The sequence below is a fragment of the Aquirufa novilacunae genome, from assembly GCF_045310505.1.
GTDB classification, from domain to species: Bacteria; Bacteroidota; Bacteroidia; order Cytophagales; family Spirosomataceae; genus Aquirufa; species Aquirufa novilacunae.
The window spans coordinates 544,287-563,169 of record NZ_JBEWZG010000003.1 but is presented as its reverse complement, the minus strand read 5'-3'; the positions used below and the strand labels follow the sequence as shown (position 1 = coordinate 563,169).

Annotated in this window: 18 protein-coding genes; 14 read left to right on the top strand and 4 right to left on the bottom strand. The window is 44.7% G+C overall.

From position 1 onward, the window contains the following. Nucleotides 1–11 precede the first annotated feature (11 nt). Nucleotides 12–1,082, top strand: coding sequence for a peptide chain release factor 1 (gene prfA, locus V7S74_RS10690; protein ID WP_406778751.1), 1,071 nt, complete (start codon nt 12–14; stop codon nt 1,080–1,082). Nucleotides 1,083–1,317: 235 nt separating this feature from the next. On the opposite strand, the gene V7S74_RS10685 is transcribed toward prfA, so the two are convergent. Then, on the bottom strand, nt 1,318–2,349 hold the full coding sequence (locus V7S74_RS10685) for a sensor histidine kinase (protein WP_406778750.1): 1,032 nt from the start codon (nt 2,347–2,349) through the stop codon (nt 1,318–1,320). Between the two features lie 57 nt (nt 2,350–2,406). Between V7S74_RS10685 and purB the strand changes: the two genes are divergently transcribed. From purB to V7S74_RS10625, 12 genes are all read left to right on the top strand, one after another. Beyond that, complete coding sequence (gene purB / locus V7S74_RS10680; protein ID WP_406778749.1) at nt 2,407–3,762, top strand: adenylosuccinate lyase; 1,356 nt, start codon at nt 2,407–2,409, stop codon at nt 3,760–3,762. A gap of 115 nt (nt 3,763–3,877) precedes the next feature. Beyond that, a complete protein-coding gene (locus V7S74_RS10675) occupies nt 3,878–4,261 on the top strand; it encodes a VOC family protein (RefSeq protein WP_406778748.1) in 384 nt (127 codons plus the stop codon). Nucleotides 4,262–4,450: 189 nt separating this feature from the next. Further along, a complete protein-coding gene (locus V7S74_RS10670; protein ID WP_406778747.1) occupies nt 4,451–5,860 on the top strand; it encodes an anthranilate synthase component I family protein in 1,410 nt (469 codons plus the stop codon). A 4-nt stretch (nt 5,861–5,864) separates the two neighbouring features. Further along, entirely contained in the window at nt 5,865–6,428 is a 564-nt protein-coding gene (locus V7S74_RS10665; RefSeq protein WP_406778746.1) for an anthranilate synthase component II, read from the top strand. 4 nt (nt 6,429–6,432) lie between these two features. Then, nucleotides 6,433–7,422 carry an anthranilate phosphoribosyltransferase gene (gene trpD / locus V7S74_RS10660; RefSeq protein WP_406778745.1) on the top strand — a complete coding sequence of 330 codons (990 nt, stop codon included), beginning with the start codon at nt 6,433–6,435 and terminating at the stop codon, nt 7,420–7,422. 1 nt (nt 7,423) lies between these two features. Beyond that, nucleotides 7,424–8,206 (top strand): indole-3-glycerol phosphate synthase TrpC, encoded by a 783-nt coding sequence (trpC, locus tag V7S74_RS10655; RefSeq protein WP_406778744.1) that lies wholly within the window; start codon nt 7,424–7,426, stop codon nt 8,204–8,206. A 2-nt stretch (nt 8,207–8,208) separates the two neighbouring features. After that, on the top strand, nt 8,209–8,802 hold the full coding sequence (locus V7S74_RS10650; RefSeq protein WP_406778743.1) for a phosphoribosylanthranilate isomerase: 594 nt from the start codon (nt 8,209–8,211) through the stop codon (nt 8,800–8,802). A 2-nt stretch (nt 8,803–8,804) separates the two neighbouring features. After that, the gene (gene trpB / locus V7S74_RS10645) at nt 8,805–9,992 is read left to right on the top strand and encodes a tryptophan synthase subunit beta (protein ID WP_406778742.1); all 1,188 of its coding nucleotides are present in this window, start codon (nt 8,805–8,807) and stop codon (nt 9,990–9,992) included. A gap of 1 nt (nt 9,993) precedes the next feature. Beyond that, the gene (trpA, locus tag V7S74_RS10640; protein WP_406778741.1) at nt 9,994–10,773 is read left to right on the top strand and encodes a tryptophan synthase subunit alpha; all 780 of its coding nucleotides are present in this window, start codon (nt 9,994–9,996) and stop codon (nt 10,771–10,773) included. Nucleotides 10,774–10,885: 112 nt separating this feature from the next. Further along, nucleotides 10,886–11,239 carry a 50S ribosomal protein L19 gene (gene rplS / locus V7S74_RS10635; RefSeq protein WP_406778740.1) on the top strand — a complete coding sequence of 118 codons (354 nt, stop codon included), beginning with the start codon at nt 10,886–10,888 and terminating at the stop codon, nt 11,237–11,239. A gap of 118 nt (nt 11,240–11,357) precedes the next feature. Next, the gene (locus V7S74_RS10630; protein ID WP_406778739.1) at nt 11,358–12,509 is read left to right on the top strand and encodes a Gfo/Idh/MocA family protein; all 1,152 of its coding nucleotides are present in this window, start codon (nt 11,358–11,360) and stop codon (nt 12,507–12,509) included. After that, complete coding sequence (locus V7S74_RS10625) at nt 12,506–13,882, top strand: Gfo/Idh/MocA family protein (protein WP_406778738.1); 1,377 nt, start codon at nt 12,506–12,508, stop codon at nt 13,880–13,882. Before V7S74_RS10630 ends, V7S74_RS10625 begins: the two co-directional genes overlap by 4 nt. Here V7S74_RS10625 and V7S74_RS10620 read toward each other — a convergent pair. Both V7S74_RS10620 and fusA read right to left on the bottom strand, forming a co-directional pair. After that, nucleotides 13,879–14,589 carry an ABC transporter ATP-binding protein gene (locus tag V7S74_RS10620; protein WP_406778737.1) on the bottom strand — a complete coding sequence of 237 codons (711 nt, stop codon included), beginning with the start codon at nt 14,587–14,589 and terminating at the stop codon, nt 13,879–13,881. The two genes, V7S74_RS10625 and V7S74_RS10620, sit on opposite strands and share 4 nt — an antisense overlap. 167 nt (nt 14,590–14,756) lie before the next feature. Further along, nucleotides 14,757–16,850 carry an elongation factor G gene (gene fusA, locus V7S74_RS10615; protein ID WP_406778736.1) on the bottom strand — a complete coding sequence of 698 codons (2,094 nt, stop codon included), beginning with the start codon at nt 16,848–16,850 and terminating at the stop codon, nt 14,757–14,759. A gap of 224 nt (nt 16,851–17,074) precedes the next feature. Here fusA and V7S74_RS10610 point away from each other — a divergent pair, with 224 nt between their 5' ends. After that, the gene (locus V7S74_RS10610; RefSeq protein ID WP_406778735.1) at nt 17,075–17,665 is read left to right on the top strand and encodes a ComF family protein; all 591 of its coding nucleotides are present in this window, start codon (nt 17,075–17,077) and stop codon (nt 17,663–17,665) included. 7 nt (nt 17,666–17,672) lie between these two features. Here the strand turns inward: V7S74_RS10610 and gldJ are convergent, their stop codons facing one another. Continuing rightward, nucleotides 17,673–18,872 carry a gliding motility lipoprotein GldJ gene (gene gldJ, locus V7S74_RS10605; RefSeq protein ID WP_406778734.1) on the bottom strand — a complete coding sequence of 400 codons (1,200 nt, stop codon included), beginning with the start codon at nt 18,870–18,872 and terminating at the stop codon, nt 17,673–17,675. Nucleotides 18,873–18,883 lie beyond the last annotated feature (11 nt).

Here is an 18,883-nt window from a genome sequence, read left to right as displayed (position 1 = left end):
ACCAAAATGTTATGCTGGAGCAGCTAGAGGCCATCCGAGAAAGATTTTTAGAAGTAGAACAACAAATCGCGATGCCAGAAGTGGTGTCGGACTTGAAGAAATTCAAGACCTTGAGTAAGGAATACAAGGATTTGCAAAAGATCGTGGACCAGTACATGGCCTACCAAAACTTATTAGGCTCCATCGAGGAGGCTAAACAGGTGATCGCTACGGAAAAAGACGAGGATTTTCGTGATATGGCCAAAGCGGAATTAGAAGAATTAGTTCCCGCAGAAAAAGAAATGCAAGAGGTTTTGAAGGAGATGTTAATCCCACGTGACCCGAACGATTCAAAGGATTGTATCCTCGAAGTGCGTGCCGGAGCTGGTGGCGACGAAGCCTCCATTTTCGCCGGAGATATCTTCCGTATGTACCAACGCTACGCTGAAAAGATGGGCTGGACTTTCCAAATCATGGATTTCACCGACGGCACAGCAGGCGGTTACAAAGAAATTATCGCGTCTGTTCAAGGCGAAGATGTCTATGCTAAATTAAAGTTTGAGTCCGGTGTCCACCGTGTTCAACGTGTGCCAGCTACTGAATCAGCTGGTCGTATTCACACCTCTGCCGCCTCGGTTGCGGTATTACCAGAGGCGGACGAAGTAGACGTTCAAATCAACATGAACGACATCCGTAAAGATACCTTCTGTTCTTCTGGCGCAGGTGGTCAGTCCGTAAATACCACCTATTCTGCGGTTCGTGTGACCCACATTCCATCCGGTTTGGTGGTGCAATGTCAGGATGAACGTTCTCAAATAAAGAACTTTGACAAAGCGATGACCGTTTTACGTTCTCGTTTATATGAAATTGAATTAGCTAAACGCAACGCCGAAATCGCCGGAAATCGCAAGTCGATGGTGGGATCGGGAGACCGTTCGGACAAAATCAGAACCTACAATTACCCTCAAGGTCGTGTCACCGATCACCGCATCGGCTTAACAGTTTACAATCTTCCAGTCGTAATGGATGGCGAAATTGCTGATTTCATTGAGCAGTTGAGGATAGCGGAGAATGCGGAGAGGTTGACTGAAGGAGCGGTTTAATTTTTTTATTGTGGCCATAAATGGCCTATGTCATATTTTTTAGCCACAATAAAAAATTTAAACTCTTGGTAAAAAAATGCAGAATGGTCTGCGTCCTATTTTTCTGAATTTGATTTTCAAACCAAACTTTAAAGAAGAAGATATTTCATATATCAATACAAAAAGGGACGCATTGCGTCCCTTTTTGTATTCCAACTTTGTGCTTTTTGCTTTGTTCTTTGTGCTTTCGAAAAAGCTAAATAGCTTTTTCGAGCTTAAAACTAAAACTCGTCCCTTTATCCACCTTCGATTCAACCTGGATCTTGCTGCCATGGGCTTGAACGATGTGTTTTACGATGGAAAGTCCTAGGCCAGTTCCGCCGCTCAATTTAGTGCGGCTTTTGTCGACGCGATAAAAGCGTTCGAAGAGACGAGGAAGGTGTTTTTCGGAGATGCCGGGTCCGTTGTCTTTGACGGAAATAAGGTAGGATTTTTTACGGTCTTCGATGAGGACGGTTACTTTTCCGTCTTGTTTGCCGTATTTGATGCCGTTGTCTACCAGGTTGACTAAAACTTGTTCGATTTTCTGAGCGTCGGCTTTTACATCAATGGCTTCATCTGCGCAGTTAAGAAAGAGTTTTACACCGCGTTTTTTGGCTTTCCCTTCTAATTGTTCAAATATCTCCTCGATCATCGGACGCAAATTGATGCGTTTTTTTTCGATTTTGATAGCACCAGTTTCGATTTGTGAAACGGTAAGCAAATCTTTCACTAAGGCGTCAAGGCCGTCTAGGCTTTTGGCTGCTTTTTCTAAGAATTTCTGTCTGATTTCAGGTGCTTCATCTGGATTGTCTATTAAAGTATGGACGAAGCCTTGGGCTGCGAAAATGGGTGTTTTGAGCTCGTGGGATACGTCAGCTAGGAATTCTTGGCGATAAACAGCGGCCTTTTTTAGTTCTTTTACCTCATCTTCAGTAGTCGATACGTAGGCGGTTAATTCCTTTTTTAAGAGCTCGATGGGGTTCTCTTTTTGGACTAATTGCTTACGAGAAATGAGTGGGAAGTTCTTCTTTTTGATTTGTTTAATTTGGTCATATAATACGTTCACCTCCTTGAAAACAAGGTTGTCTAGGGCGAAGTAGATGAGTATGGAACCAAAAATCAAGACGCTACTAAATCCAACGAAAATAGTCGCGGAATCGGAGGTAGGTAAGAAGGAAATAAAGGCTGCTGCCACCCCGGCGATGACAAAAGCAAGTAGAAACGAAAGGTAACGTGGACTTAGCATGCTTGAAATTACGGATAATTTTTAAAATGTTGTAACTTTGTGCTTTGATAAGATAGCATGGAATTAAATTTATTGACTGCCATTTCGCCCGTAGATGGCCGTTATCGCAAACAAACCGCCGCACTAGCTCCCTATTTCTCGGAGTTTGGATTAATCCAATACCGGGTGCGAGTAGAAATCGAATACTTTATTGCCTTGTGCGAGATTCCTTTGGCCCCTTTAAAAGGCTTCCCTAAGGAACATTATGCCGCATTGCGTTCCATGTACACGAATTTTACTGAGGCAGATGCCACGTGGATCAAGGATACCGAAAAGGTGACGAACCACGACGTGAAAGCGGTTGAATATTTTATCAAAGACCGCATGTTAGCCCTCCCGGGTGATATGAGCCCTTTTGTAGAGTTTATTCACTTTGGTCTAACTTCTCAAGATATTAACAACACAGCTATTCCATTATCTATCGCTGAAGCTCATCGCGAGGTGATTTTACCAGCTTACCAAGCAGTGGTGGCCACTTTAGATGCCTACGCAACAGAGTGGAAAGAGATTCCGTTATTAGCACACACCCACGGTCAGCCAGCTTCTCCTACCCGTTTAGGTAAGGAAATCAAGGTTTTTGTAGAGCGTTTGAATCGCCAATTAGACTTGTTAGCACAGGTTCCTTTCACAGGTAAATTCGGTGGGGCGACAGGTAACTTCAACGCACACCAAGTATCCTTTCCAGAAATTAACTGGCCACAATTTGCGGCAAAATTACATGCAGATTTAGGCATTAAACGTAGTCAATACACTACTCAGATTGAGCATTACGATAATTTAGCAGCCTATTTCGATGGATTGAAGCGTTTAGATACGATTTTGATTGATTTGTCGAGAGATATTTGGCAATACATCTCGATGGGTTATTTCAAGCAAAAGATCAAAGCGGGTGAAATCGGATCTTCGGCGATGCCTCACAAGGTGAATCCGATCGATTTTGAAAATGCGGAGGGAAACTTAGCGATGGCGAATGCCTTCTTCGAGTTCTTATCTGCGAAGCTTCCTATCTCTCGTTTGCAGCGTGATTTAACGGATTCGACCGTTTTACGTAACGTGGGTACGCCTTTAGCGCATGTGGTGATTTCCTTGAATTCATTGCAACGCGGTTTGGGAAAATTAGAATTAAACAACAGCAAAATCCACCAGGATTTAGAAGATAATTGGGTGGTCATCGCAGAAGCAATCCAAACCGTATTACGCCGCGAAGCATTTCCTAAGCCTTACGAGGCCCTGAAGGATTTGACTCGTCACCACGGAAAGATTGACCAAGCTGTTTTCCATGCATTCATCGACGGATTAGCTGTTTCCGATGAAATCAAGGCAGAATTGAAGTTAATCTCACCGTTTAACTTCGTAGGCCGCGACGAAAATTAAAATTTAACTTAAATCCGACTCTCGACTAGCGACTAGCGACTACTGGATACCGATTACCGACAACTGATTACTAACCCCCGACTAGTGACTAGTGACTAGCGACTTTCGACTGCTTATGCCCCACCACCTCATGCACATTGCCCTCGTGGTAGCCGATTATGACGAAGCCATCGCCTGGTACACGCAGAAACTAGGTTTTACACTAGTGGAAGATACCGTTTTGAGTGATGTGAAGCGTTGGGTATTGGTGCAACCGTCTGGGGAGGGTTCTTGCCAATTATTGTTAGCGAAAGCGGCGACGGACGAACAAAAAACGAGAGTAGGAAATCAAACAGGAGGACGCGTTTTCTTGTTCTTGCACACGGATGATTTTGATCGAGATCATGCAAATTTGATAGAGCAGGGGATTACGATTGTGCGTGGACCGAGTGAGGAAGAATATGGTAAAGTGCTCGTATTCGCCGATTTATATGGAAATTTGTGGGATTTGATCGGTTAAAATTTTGATTTTACAGATTTCACTCTACATTTGTATTAAATAACAACACAATGACAAAAGCAACATACAACAAAAACTGGTGGCAAGGATAATAATCCCTGAACAGTTTTGCTGTGTGTACATGATATGTTTACTAAAGGCTTGCTGTTCGACAGTAAGCCTTTTTTTATTAATTTTGCCCTTTGAAACATGTCTAGCATAAATATACGAACTTCACGGAAAACGCTTTTGGCTGATACGCTCACGCCGATCGGGATCTTTTTGAAGATTCGCAAAAACTATAAGAACTCGGTTATCTTGGAATCTGCGGATTACCACGGTAAGGAACATGGGTTCTCTCACATTGCCTTTGACCCGGTGGCTCGCTTCGAGTTAACGGATTCGAAAGTCACCCAAACTTTTCCAGACGGAACGCAAGAGAATTTCACTTTAGCTGATCGCCATGAGGCGGTTGCTGCTTTGAAAAGCTTTGCGGATCGTTTTGATTTTAAGAAGGATAAAGGGGATTCGCCGATGGCGAACGGGCTTTTTGGCCATATCTCCTACGATGCGGTAACTTACTTCGAGGATATCGATATTCAGGCGAAAAATCCGGAATCCGAAATCCCGTCGATCCGTTATTATGTGTACCGTTACGTGGTGGCGGTGAACCATTTTAATAACCAAATGAGCCTCTACGCGCACAGCTACGATGGTTCAGAGCCTTCTTTTGATACGATTACCTACCTGTTAGACATGCCGCATTATGCGACTGCTTCTTTTGCGCGAAAGGGAGAAGAAGTGAGTAATTTAACGGAGGCTCAAACTCGAGAAATTGTCAATACCTGCATTAAGCACTGTTTACGCGGGGATGTGTTCCAAATCGTTCCATCTAGACGTTTCTCTCAAAAATTCGAGGGGGATGATTTTCAAGTCTACCGCGCGCTTCGTTCGGTGAATCCATCGCCTTATTTATTCTATTTTGATTACGAGGAATACCGGATTTTTGGGGCCTCGCCAGAAAAACAGATTAAAATTGAGGGATCAGTTGCGGAGATTCATCCGATTGCCGGAACTTTTAGACGTTCTGGAGATGATGCTCGCGATGCGGAATTAGCACAGGAATTGATTGCAGATCCGAAAGAATCAGCAGAACATGTGATGCTCGTAGACTTAGCGCGCAACGATTTGAGTCGTTCGGCGGATAATGTGAAAGTGGAGACCTTCAAGGAGGTACAATTCTTCTCACACGTGATTCACTTGGTTTCTAAAGTAACCGGACACTTGCAAAAGGGTGTTAATCCTTTGCAAATGGTGGCGGATACGTTCCCAGCGGGAACGCTAAGTGGTGCGCCAAAGCACAATGCGATGACGATTATCAACCGTTTAGAGCCGACTAACCGGGCAATTTATGGTGGAGCAATCGGTTTTATGGATTTCGAGGGCAATTTTAATCATGCCATCGCGATCCGTACGTTTTTAAGTAAAGGAGACACCTTGTTTTTCCAAGCGGGCATGGGCGTAGTCGCTAAGTCCGTGGTGGAAAGTGAGATGCAGGAAATACACAACAAATTAGCAGCCTTGCGCAGAGCATTAGAGGTGGCAGAAAATTTAGCCTAAGGATATGAAAGTATTGGTTTTAGATAATTACGATTCCTTTGTGTACAATTTGGTCTACCTGTTAAAGGAGCTAGGCGCGGAGGTGGACGTGTTTCGCAACGATAAGATCTCACTCGAGGAAGTGGGTAAATACGACAATATCTTGTTGTCGCCAGGCCCAGGGATTCCATCGGAGGCGGGAATCATGATGGATTTATTGAAAGAATATAAGTCGACCAAAAAAATTCTAGGCGTCTGCCTGGGTCATCAAGCGATTGCGGAGGCTTTTGGGTCTCAATTAAGCAATATGGGCGAGGTTTTACATGGTGTAACAACGGAATGTGTGGTAACGGATCCGACAGAACGCTTGTTCTTAGATATCCCAGCTCGCTTCGAAGTATGCCGCTACCACTCGTGGACGGTGATTCCATCTACGATGCCTAGTGATCTAAAGGTAACGGCACAAGATGACAAAGGTTTTGTCTTAGCGGAGGCGCATTCGAAATACGATGTGCGTGGGGTGCAATTCCATCCGGAGGCGTTTTTAACGCAGCATGGAAAGCAAATGATTCAAAATTGGATGAAATAATAGAATGAAAAATATATTAAATAGACGGGTTGCGGGAGAAGCATTATCAGAAAATGAAGCGAGAGAAATCATGCTGCGCATGGGGCAAGGAGAAATTAATCCGAGCCTAATTGCCGCATTTTTATCTTCGTATTGGTTCAATCCGATTCAAGTAGATGAATTAAAAGGTTTCGTAGCTGCGATGTTGGATTTAGCCGTAACGGTGGATTTATCGGAGTTTGATGCCATGGATGTGTGTGGAACAGGTGGAGATGGAAAAGATACCTTTAACATTTCGACGACCTCCTCTTTCATCATCGTAGGAGCTGGCCAAAAAATCGCGAAACACGGCAATCACGGCGTTTCCTCTTCGGTGGGATCGTCTACGGTATTAGAGTTTTTAGGCTTGAAATTCAATAATGATCCCAAAATCTTGAAGCGCAAGATGGAAACGGCGGGCATGTGTTTCTTACACGCGCCACTTTTCCACCCAGCCATGCGCTTCGTGGGTCCTATACGCAAGGAATTGGGCATGAAGACCTTCTTTAATTTACTAGGGCCTTTATTGAATCCGGCTAAAGTAACCAAGCAAATCTCCGGCGTTTATTCACCCGAAGCCTTTGCTTTGTATGAAGGATTTTTTGCGGGTTCTGGCAAGCAATACGGGATCGTGTATGCGGAAGATGGCTACGATGAGATCTCATTAACCTCTGCTTTCCGTCTAACGACTTCTGAAGGCGCGGCGATCTATAATCCATCCGACATCGGCTGTGATGTAGTGGCTCAGTCGGAATTATTTGGCGGCTCTAATGCGGAGGCTTCGGCAAATATGTTGTATAAGATTTTACAACGTGAAGGCACACCTGCTCAAACGCAAGCCGTTTTAGCGAATGCCGGAGCAGGTTTATATGTGGCAGGCAAGGCAGCTTCTTTAGTGGAGGGCTATGCTTTAGCGAAAGAGTCTTTGGAAAGCGGTCGCGCGTTCCAGGCTTTCAAGAAATTTATCATGGACTAGGATGAGCATATTAGACCAAATCATAGCAACAAAAAGACAGGAAGTGGCCGCTTGCAAAGCGCGCACCTCGACAGCTCAGCTGGAGAAACAAGGGTATTTCGCTCGTGCTTGTCATTCCTTGGCTATGTCCTTAATTCAGCCAGCTTCCACGGGAGTTATCGCTGAATTCAAGCGTAAATCCCCTTCGAAAGGCATCATCAACGATCGCTTGGGAGTGGATGTTGTGACACGTGGCTATGTAGAGGCGGGGGCGGCCTGTTTATCGGTGCTGACGGATGAATCCTATTTTGGAGGAACCTATGCTGATTTTGAATTAGCTCGTCGCACAAACCCAAACACGCCCCTTTTACGTAAGGACTTCATGATTGATGAGTACCAAATCATCGAGGCCAAATCGATGGGTGCGGACGTGGTTTTATTGATCGCGGCGGCCTTAAGTCCATCCGAAATCAAAACATTAGGCACGCTAGCCCGTTCATTAGGAATGGAAACCTTGCTGGAGGTGCACGATCAAGAAGAATTGGATCGTTCACTAGGCGAGTACATCTCCGTGGTAGGGGTAAATAACCGAAACCTGAAGAATTTCTCCGAGCAAAATGTGGAGGCTTCGAAGGTTTTGGCAACTAAAATACCTGGGCAATTTGTAAAGGTTTCTGAGAGTTGTATTTCAGGTCTAGAGATTATTAAAGAATTGAAAACCTACGGGTATCGTGGATTCTTGATAGGCGAAAGCTTCATGAAAACGGATAACCCAGGAAAAGCCTTAAGCGACTTTATTCAATAAGCATGAAGTGGAAAGTCTGTGGCATGCGGGATTTACAAAATATCCAAGAAGTTGCGGCTTGCGGGCCGGACTTTATGGGATTTATTTGGGTGGCTAAATCGCCCCGATACGTAGGTCCTGATTTTGTGATTCCAACATTGCCAGTGAATACAAAGGCGGTGGGGGTATTTGTGAATGAAACCACAGAGAATATTATTACCCTTTCGAAAAAAGCCGGTTTCTCCGTCGTGCAATTGCATGGCGAGGAGTCGCAAACAGAAATTGATACATTGAAAGCCGCCGGATTGCAAGTAATCAAGGCGATTAGTGTGGGTTCAGCAGAAGATTTAAAACTGAAGGACAGGCCTGATTTCTATCTGTTTGATACGAAAAAAGGAGCGCAAGTAGGTGGAACCGGAGAACATTTTGATTGGTCTTTGTTAGCGTATTACCTGCTGGACATTCCCTATTTTTTAGCGGGAGGTTTAAGCGCGGAGGATGTAGAAAAGGCGAGGAAATTACCAGGATTGTATGCTCTGGATTTTAATAGTAAACTCGAGGTAAGTCCCGGTTTAAAGGACATCGAGAAAGTTAAGGAAATTGTAAAACAGCAATAGATATGTCATTTAATGTAGATGAGCGTGGGTATTACGGGAATTATGGCGGAGCCTATATTCCGGAAATGTTGTACCCGAATGTGGAGGAATTGCGATTCCGCTATTTAGACATCATCGCGGAGCCGTCGTTCCAGGCGGAATTCCACGCCTTATTAAAGGATTACGTGGGTCGCCCTACTCCCCTTTTCAAGGCGGAGCGTTTGTCTGCGAAATACAATACGAACATCTATTTGAAACGCGAAGACTTGTGTCACACGGGTGCACACAAAATTAACAATACGATAGGCCAAATCCTGGTCGCAAAACGCCTGGGTAAATCCAAAATCGTGGCAGAAACAGGTGCTGGTCAACACGGCGTGGCGACTGCGACGGTTTGTGCCTTGATGGGTATGGAGTGCATCGTCTACATGGGCGCCATCGACATCGAAAGACAAGCTCCTAACGTAGCGCGAATGCGCATGTTAGGCGCGCAAGTGGTAGCGGCAAAATCGGGTTCTCAAACCCTGAAAGATGCCACCAACGAGGCGATGCGTCACTGGATTAATCATCCAGTAGACACCCATTACATTATCGGATCTGTGGTGGGACCACATCCCTATCCAGACATGGTCGCTCGTTTTCAAGCGGTTATTTCCGAAGAGATTCGCTACCAATTACAAGAAAAAGAAGGCCGTGATTATCCAGACTACGTGATTGCTTGCGTGGGTGGAGGATCGAATGCCGCAGGAGCTTTTTACCATTTCCTAGATGAGCCACGCACGGCCTTAATCGCTGCGGAGGCAGCTGGTTTAGGCGTGGAATCTGGCCATTCTGCTGCGACCACTTTCTTAGGAAAACCGGGCGTCTTGCACGGTAGCAAGAGTTTATCGATGCAAACCGAAGACGGACAGGTGATCGAGCCTTATTCGATTTCGGCTGGTTTAGATTACCCGGGAATTGGACCTATGCATGCGCATTTGTTCGAATCTGGTCGTGCGACTTTCTATGGTGTGACAGATGAGGAGGCCTTAGTGGCAGCGGTGGAATGCTCTCAATTAGAGGGAATTATTCCGGCTTTGGAGACTGCACACGCTTTGGCCGTATTCGAAAGATTACAAGCAAAATCGAATGAAATTGTGGTCGTAAATGTTTCAGGAAGAGGGGATAAGGATTTATCGACTTACCAAAACCGTTTAAAATTGAATGACTAAGATGAATCGAATTTCAGCCCTTTTTGCCCAAGCTACTGAACCTGTTTTAAACGTCTATACAACGGCTGGTTTCCCTCGTTTCGAGGATACGATGACGGTTTTAAATGCCTTACAAGCAGGTGGCGTAGATATTATCGAAGTAGGCATGCCCTATTCTGATCCGGTTGCGGATGGTGAAACGATTCAGCTTTCGAATCAAGCGGCATTAGAGCAAGGAATGAGCGTGGCGCATTTGTTTGCGCAATTGAAAGATATGCGCAGGACCATCACGGTTCCTGTGCTATTAATGGGGTATATTAATCCTGTTTTGCAATATGGCGTGGAGGCTTTCTGTGCGAAATGTGCGGAAATAGGAGTGGATGGCTTGATTTTGCCGGATCTTCCGATGGTGGAATACGAGGCGTCTTACCGCGAGATTTTTGAAAAATACGGTTTATACAACATTCTGTTAATTACCCCTCAAACGAACGATGAGCGTATTCGACACATCGATTCGGTTTCCAAAGGTTTCATCTACATGGTCTCTTCGGCGAGTACGACCGGGGCGAAAACGGGGATTTCGGCAGATCAGGAAGTCTATTTCTCTCGGATTGCCGCGATGAATTTGCAGAACCCGCGTTTAATTGGCTTTGGTATTTCCGATCATGAGAGTTTTATGAAGGCCTCTAAGAATGCCTCTGGGGCGATTATCGGTAGTGCATTCGTGAAGATGATTGCACAGGCCAAAGACCTTAGCGCTGAGATAGTTGACTTTGTTCAGGCTATTAAAGGTAAAAAGTAGTCATTTGTTTTTGGAAAGAAATATTTTTCCTATCTTTGCAACCCCAATCAGACGATCTTATGCACAAGTGGGCCGCTAAGCGCTGATTATCATCAAATAAAAATTAGTTCAGATGAGCGATTTAATTAAATTCGTAGAGCAAGAAAACGCAGCACGTAGAGGTGAACACCCTGAATTCGCTGCAGGAGACACAGTTAACGTACACGTGAAAATTCGTGAAGGTAACAAGGAGCGTATCCAGGTTTTCCAAGGTTTAGTTATCCAACGTAAAAATTCGGGTGCTGGTGAGTCTTTCACAGTTCGTAAGATCTCTAATGGTATCGGTGTTGAGCGTATTTTCCCAATCTTGTCACCAAACATCGACAAAATTGAAGTATTACGTCGTGGTAAAGTACGTCGTGCACGTTTATTCTACATGCGTGGTAAGCAAGGAAAAGCGGCTCGTGTTAAAGAAAAGAAAAAATAGGTTTGAGATTTTTTATATAGTTAAAGAGCTGTTCAGAAATGAGCAGCTTTTTTTATGCCCACATGTCAGTAATCTCAGCTAGATTTTTACTTTTGTAGGTAAATTAAACCTATTAAAAATGAAATCAACAGCTGCGAATCGCCGCGACTTCCTGCATCAAGCCGGAATGTTAGGCGGAATGGCTTTTTTGCCCTCTTCCATTAAAGACGCAACGAAATCTTTTGCCCCGCAACAGCCGGAACGCATCATCGCGCCACGCCTTAAATTCGGAGTCGTAGGAATCAACCACGGCCATATTTATTCGATGGCGAATTCGATTATTCGAGGCGGTGGAGAGTTTGTTTCGTATTACGCAAAAGAACCGGATTTAATCAAAGACTTCGCGAAACGCTACCCCCAAGCGAAACTTGTGAAGAGTGAAGCAGAGGTCTTAGAAGACCCTTCTATTAAACTAGTGCTTAGTTCGATCACACCGAATGAGCGCGCTCCATTAGGCATCCGAGTGATGCAGCATGGAAAAGATTACATGGTCGACAAGCCAGGCATCATCAGTCTAGAACAATTAGCGGAGGTGCGTAAGGTCCAAAAAGAAACGAATCGCATTTATTCCATCTCCTTCAGCGAGCGTTTTGAGAACAAGGCGACGGAGTTAGCTAGCCAATTAGTGGCTTCAGGCAAAATTGGCAAAGTGATGCAGACCTTGGGAACAGGGCCTCACCGCATGAGTGTTAATTCGCGTCCTGACTGGTTCTTTGATACGAAATATTACGGCGGAATCATCACGGATATTGCCTCTCACCAAGTGGATCAATTCTTACATTTCACCGGTTCGACACAAGGAGAAGTAGTCGCTTCCCAAATCGCGAACCATCACCACCCTCAATACCCGAAATTCCAGGATTTTGGAGATCTAATGCTTCGTAGCAACAAAGGCTCGGGTTACATTCGCGTGGACTGGTTTACTCCGGACGGATTAAATACCTGGGGAGACGGTAGACTGACCATCCTGGGAACAGATGGCTATATGGAAGTACGGAAAAACACGGATATTGCTTCTCCGCACGGAACAGGTAGTCATTTATATGTGGTGACGAACAAAGAAACTTTGTACATCGATTGCAAAGATGTGAATCTTCCTCACGGAGAATTACTGGTAAACGACGTCCTGAATAGAACGGAAACGGCGATGACACAAGCGCATTGTTTCTTATCCACGGAATTAGCATTGATTGCCCAAAAAAACGCAACTAACATATCTATCAAAACATGAAAAGGAGAAAATTTATCAATAACCTAGCCCTGAGTGCCGTAGGTACGTTAGGGTTTCCTACCATCGTTCCAGCGCACGTTTTAGGCGGGAAAGATGCACCGAGCAATAAAATTAACATCGGCCAAATCGGCTGTGGCCGCATCGCGCGTACCCACGATTTACCGGGTACTTGGAAGCACGAGAAGGCGCGCATTATGGCTGTCTGCGATTTAGATCGCCATCGGACCGAGGAGACCAAGCAATTAGTCGAAGAATACTACACAAAGAAAACGGGTCAAGCGAATTACATCGATGTGAAGATGTACGATGATTACCGCGAAATGCTCTTGAACAAGGACATCGATGCGGTGATGATCAGTACGCCGGATTTTTGGCATGCACAACCAGCAATGGAAGCAGCGCTTGCCGGCAAAGATATTTACCTTCAAAAGCCTACGTCATTAACGATCCACGAAGGTCGTCAGTTAGCGAACGTGATTAAAAAGACCGGCCGTATTCTGCAAGTAGGAACGCAACAACGCTCTAGTTCTCAGTTTAGAATCGCGGCAGAACTAGTGCGCAATGGCCGAATCGGTAAATTACATACCGTAAAGATTGGTTTGCCTGGAGATCCATCCGGTCCGCCAGCGCCTGCGATGCCTGTGCCTAAGGGCTTTAATTTCGACATGTGGTTAGGTTCTACACCTGAAATGGCTTACACAGAGATTGCGGTTCATCCTCAAAAAGGGTATGACCGTCCAGGTTGGTTACGTATGGAGCAATTTGGCGCCGGTATGATTACGGGTTGGGGACAGCACCATTACGATTCTGCGGCTTGGGGAATGGACACAGAATATACAGGTCCGATCTCGGTAGAATCAGTGGCAGAATTCCCTAAATCAGGTTTGTGGAATGTGCATGGGGACTTCATGTCGAAAGCCGAATACGCAAATGGCATCACGATGTACACCTCTGGTGGATATGAAAATGGTATCCGCTTCGAAGGTTCAGAAGGATGGATTTTCGTTTCTCGTGGCGATTACGCGGCGACGCCGAGTGATCCTACCGCCAAGGTGAGATCGAAAGCTCTAAATGCCTCTGACCCTAAGATTTTACAATCAGTAATCGGAGAGAAAGAAACGCATTTGTATCATTCGGACGATCAACATGGAAACTGGCTGGATTGTATCGAGTCACGCAAAGAGCCGATTTCACCTATCGAAATAGGCCACCGCGCTTGTACGGTTTGCTTGATCACGCACATATCAATGAAAATTCCACGCAAATTGCAATGGGATCCGACGAAAGAACAATTCGTAAATGATGCAGAAGCAAATACCTGGTTAAGAAGAGCACAACGTGCTCCTTACGGGACAGATCGCGTGAAGTTCTAGACTTTCTCTACCTTACGCACGTTGGTATTAATGGTGTCAGATTCTACGACGCCATCACGTAAACGAATGATGCGGTGAGCATACTGGGCAATATCGTCTTCGTGGGTAACCATGACGATGGTATTGCCTTTTTTGTGCAATTGATCGAAGAGATCCATGATCTCGTAGGAAGTCTTGGTGTCCAAGTTACCTGTCGGCTCATCGGCTAATAAGATCGACGGATCATTTACTAAAGCACGAGCCACAGCGACACGCTGTCTTTGCCCCCCTGAAAGCTCGTTTGGCTTGTGAAGTGCGCGATTATCTAGTCCCACCCCTTTTAGGGCGTTCATCGCGATTTCTGTGCGTTCTTTTTTTGTATAACCCGCATAGATAAGAGGCAATGCCACGTTTTCTAAGGCAGATTGGCGAGGGAGTAAGTTGAAGGTTTGGAAAACGAAGCCGATTTCCTTGTTTCTTACGGCCGCTAGCTCATTTTCTGACATCTCCGATACATCTTGTCCATTCAAGATGTATTTTCCCGTAGAAGGCGTATCTAAGCAGCCTACGATATTCATTAAAGTGGACTTGCCAGAACCCGAAGGACCCATAAAAGCTACGTATTCGCCTTTATTCACGGAGATGTTGATGTCTTTTAAGGCGTCAATCACTTCTTCTCCCATCACGTAACGTTTTGAAATAGACTGGGTCTCGATAATTTTAGTCATAGCAATCAAATTAATGAATTCAAAAATACACCCAATCTAGGAAAGAATTCTTCTTTTTAGACAAAAGATAGCGGGGGAGGATGAATTGAGCGTGGGAAGGATGAGAGGTTTTGGCATAAAAAAAGCCCGAACTCTCGCTCGGGCTTTTTTATTATCTGCAAAGAATATTATAATCCTTTCGCTTTCTTAACTACTTCGTCAGCGATGTTTTGCGGAACGAATTCGTAGTGAGAGAACGTTAACGAGGCAGTTGCACGTCCTGAAGACATCGTACGTAAATCTGTTACGTAACCGAATAATTCAGAAAGAGGCACATCCGCTTTCAAGATTACAGCACCTTGACGAGAATCCATACCTTTCATGATACCACGACGACGGTTTAAGTCACCTGTGATAGGTCCAGTATATTCGTCAGGAGTAACAACGTCAACGGCCATGATAGGCTCCATTAACTTCGCACCAGCTTGTTTCGCTGATTCTTTGTAACCCATACGAGCTGCTAATTCAAATGATAATGAATCTGAATCGACATCGTGGAAAGATCCGTGGAATAAACGAACTTTCATTGAATCCATTGGGTATCCTGCTAAAGCACCATTTTTCATTGCTTCTTCGAAACCTTTTTGGATAGCTGGAATGAATTCACGAGGAATCACACCACCCACGATATTGTTAACGAATTCTAAACCTGGTTTGTCATCTTCTCTTGGTCCGATTTCAAATACGATATCAGCAAACTTACCACGACCACCTGATTGTTTCTTGTAAACCTCACGGTGTTCAGTTGTCTTAGTTAAAGACTCTTTATAAGCTACTTGAGGAGCACCTTGGTTAACTTCTACTTTGAACTCACGACGCATACGGTCGATGATGATCTCTAAGTGAAGCTCACCCATACCCTTGATGATCGTTTGGCCAGTCTCTTCGTTAGATTCAACTTGTAACGTTGGATCTTCTTCGATCAACTTAGTGATTGCTTTAGAGAAGTTATCCGCATCAGCCGTTTTCTTAGGCTCGATGGCATAACCGATAACTGGCTCTGGGAAGTCCATCGCTTCTAAAATGATAGGGTGTTTCTCATCAGAAAGGGTATCTCCCGTTTTGATGTCTTTGAAACCTACTACCGCACCGATATCACCAGCACCTAAGCGCTCGATCGCGTTTTGCTTGTTCGCGTGCATTTGGAAGATACGAGAGATACGCTCCTTATTTCCTGAACGGTTGTTCAATACGTAGGAACCTGAATCCAATCCACCTGAATAAGCACGGATGAAACATAAACGACCTACGTAAGGGTCAGTTGCAATTTTAAAGGCCAAAGCCGCGAAAGGCTCAGACTCGCTTGGCTTACGCAAGATTTCCTCGCCCGTATCTGGGTGAGTTCCGCGAACACCTTCTTTATCCATTGGAGATGGCAAGATAGCCATTACGTAATCCAACATTGTTTGAACACCTTTGTTTTTGAAAGATGAACCACAAAGCATTGGAACGATTTTCATTGAGATCGTAGCTGCACGTAAAGCGGCTAAGATTTCATCTTCAGAGATAGATGCTGGATCTTCGAAGTATTTCTCCATCAAAGTCTCATCAAACTCAGCTACGGCTTCTAATAATTTCTCACGGTATTCAGTCGCCTCTTCTAGCATATCATCTGGGATAGGTACCTCAGTGAATGTCATTCCTTTATCTGCCTCGTTCCATTTGATGCCACGGAAGTTAACTAAGTCAACTACACCTTCGAAACCTTCTTCCGCACCGATTGGCAATTGAAGAGGTACTGCGTAGCTACCTAACATTTCTTTCACTTGCTTACACACGTTTAAGAAATCAGCACCTGAACGGTCCATTTTGTTAACGAAACCGATACGTGCTACGTTGTAGTTATTAGCTAAACGCCAGTTAGTCTCTGATTGAGGCTCAACACCGTCAACAGCAGAGAATAAAAATACTAGACCATCTAATACACGTAAAGAACGGTTTACCTCTACTGTAAAGTCAACGTGACCTGGAGTATCGATAATGTTGATGTGGTAATCTTGCTCACGGTACTTCCAGTTTACTGTAGTTGCAGCAGATGTAATCGTGATACCACGTTCTTGCTCTTGCTCCATCCAGTCCATGGTTGCCGCACCATCGTGTACCTCACCGATTTTGTGGGACACCCCTGCATAATACAGGATACGTTCCGTAGTGGTGGTTTTACCCGCATCAATGTGCGCAGCAATACCGATGTTTCTAGTGAATTTTAAATCGCGTGCCATTTTAAAAGGTTAATTATGAACTATTTTTTTAGACTCTTTTTTCTTTATCAAGAACTTGGACAACATCTTTTGTTGATTTCGTTTTAGGTTCTCTTTTAGGGGTGCAAAATTACTGAAACTTAATTAAATACAAAAGTTTTTTCAAGATGATTACAAGCTTTTTACAATTACTTTATCCCAAATGTTGTTTTGCTTGCGATCAGGTGCTAATTCGCTCGGAAATAATGCTTTGTACCGCCTGTCGATTCGAACTGCCTAAGCCCGGATTATTCCTAGAACAGCCGAATTGGATATCTCACAAGCTCGATGGCCTGATCGAATACGATCGGGTGCACGCCTATTTCTTGTTTGCAGAAGGCGGGAAGGTGCAGCATTTGTTACATCAGGTAAAATACAAGGGTCAGCAGAAACTAGGGGAGTATCTTGGGACTTGTATAGGCAGGTCATTCACACGACAGGAGTATGATGTCATTGTACCGATGCCCTTGCATCCGTCTCGGAGGAGAGAGCGGGGCTACAATCAGGCGGCTTGCATTGCTAAAGGAATCGCGCGGGAATCTGGAATTCCTTTTCTAGAGGATAATTTAGTGAGAAACAAACAGGTATCTTCTCTGATCGGATTGAATCGGGCTGAGCGCTATGCGACGCTGGAGGAGGCTTTTGAGGTATTAAAGCCGGACGAGCTGGATGGCTTGCGGATTTTGCTAGTGGATGATACGATGACCACGGGGGCGACTTTTTTAGCAGCAGGGGCTAAAATAAAAGCAGCCAGTACAGGGAAATTGTCTTTCCTAGCACTGGCTGCTTTAAAATGAGGGTTAATTATCGCTTCGTTGGTTTTCCTGGAGCGAACATCGCACAACGGAAACCGATGGTAGACGATGACGCATCTTTGTCTAAATAACGACGTGTACCTGGAGATAACCAATACGGTCCATCTGCCCAAGAGCCGCCTTTGTAGACTTTGGCATTATCATTAATCAAGGAATTTCCTTTATCGTATAATTTTGCTGGATCTTGTGCTTCGTTGCGACGCGCCGGGTTTAAATCATTCACGTCATCTAAGGTCAACGGACGGTAAGTATCCATTGTCCACTCGTTCACGTTGCCGGCCATATTGTATAGACCGAAATCATTCGCTGGATAAGAATAAACCTCAGCGGTGATCATCGCACCATCGTTTGAGCGGCCCGCTAAACCAGAGTAATCACCACGACCACGCTTGTAATTCGCGAGCATTTGACCACGAGTTCTACCGAAAGGCTGGCGCATTGAAGGCCCATCCCAAGGGTAAATACGCTGATTTTCTTGATTTTCATCTTCTTGCTGCGTACCGATCATGGCTTTCGCTGCATATTCCCACTCTGCTTCGGTAGGCAAACGGTATTCCGGTAAAATTAAACCAGACTCCATGTTAGCCACTGGATTCTTACGATTTCTTGGTTTTCCTTTCGGGAAAGCCACGTTTTTATTCACTACTGCCGTTCTCCAAGCTGCATAATCATTCGCTTGTTTCCACGTAACACCCACTAATGGGTACATGCGGAAGCCAGGGTGACGTAGATAATGTGTCACATAAGGATCGTTGTAGGCTAATTCATCTAACCAAACCGTGGTATCCGGAAGGGCTGCCGTGTAGGCATTTAGCGTAGAATCACGCTTAATCGCATCTAAATATTCTAAATAATGTAAATTAGAGATCTCCGTTTCATCCATATAAAAGGATTGAATTGTTACGGTACGCTGACGGTTGTCGTTGCGCTTCATTACGTCCTCTTCTCCACCACCCAAGGTCACACGTCCACCTTCAATAAACACTAAATTAGGGCCTACGATAGGTCCTTTGTAGGATTTGTTGACTTGGAAGCCGCCTTTTTTGCTATTATAAGCTAAGCCTGTCACCGTGGATTTTTTACCCACTTTTAGGCTGTTCGGATTGCCGTTTTTAAGTCCACTAGGGCAAGAAGTGAGCAAAAACACACAACTTAGGACCCCCAGGATTAATCTTAATTTCGTACTCATTTATATTCCTT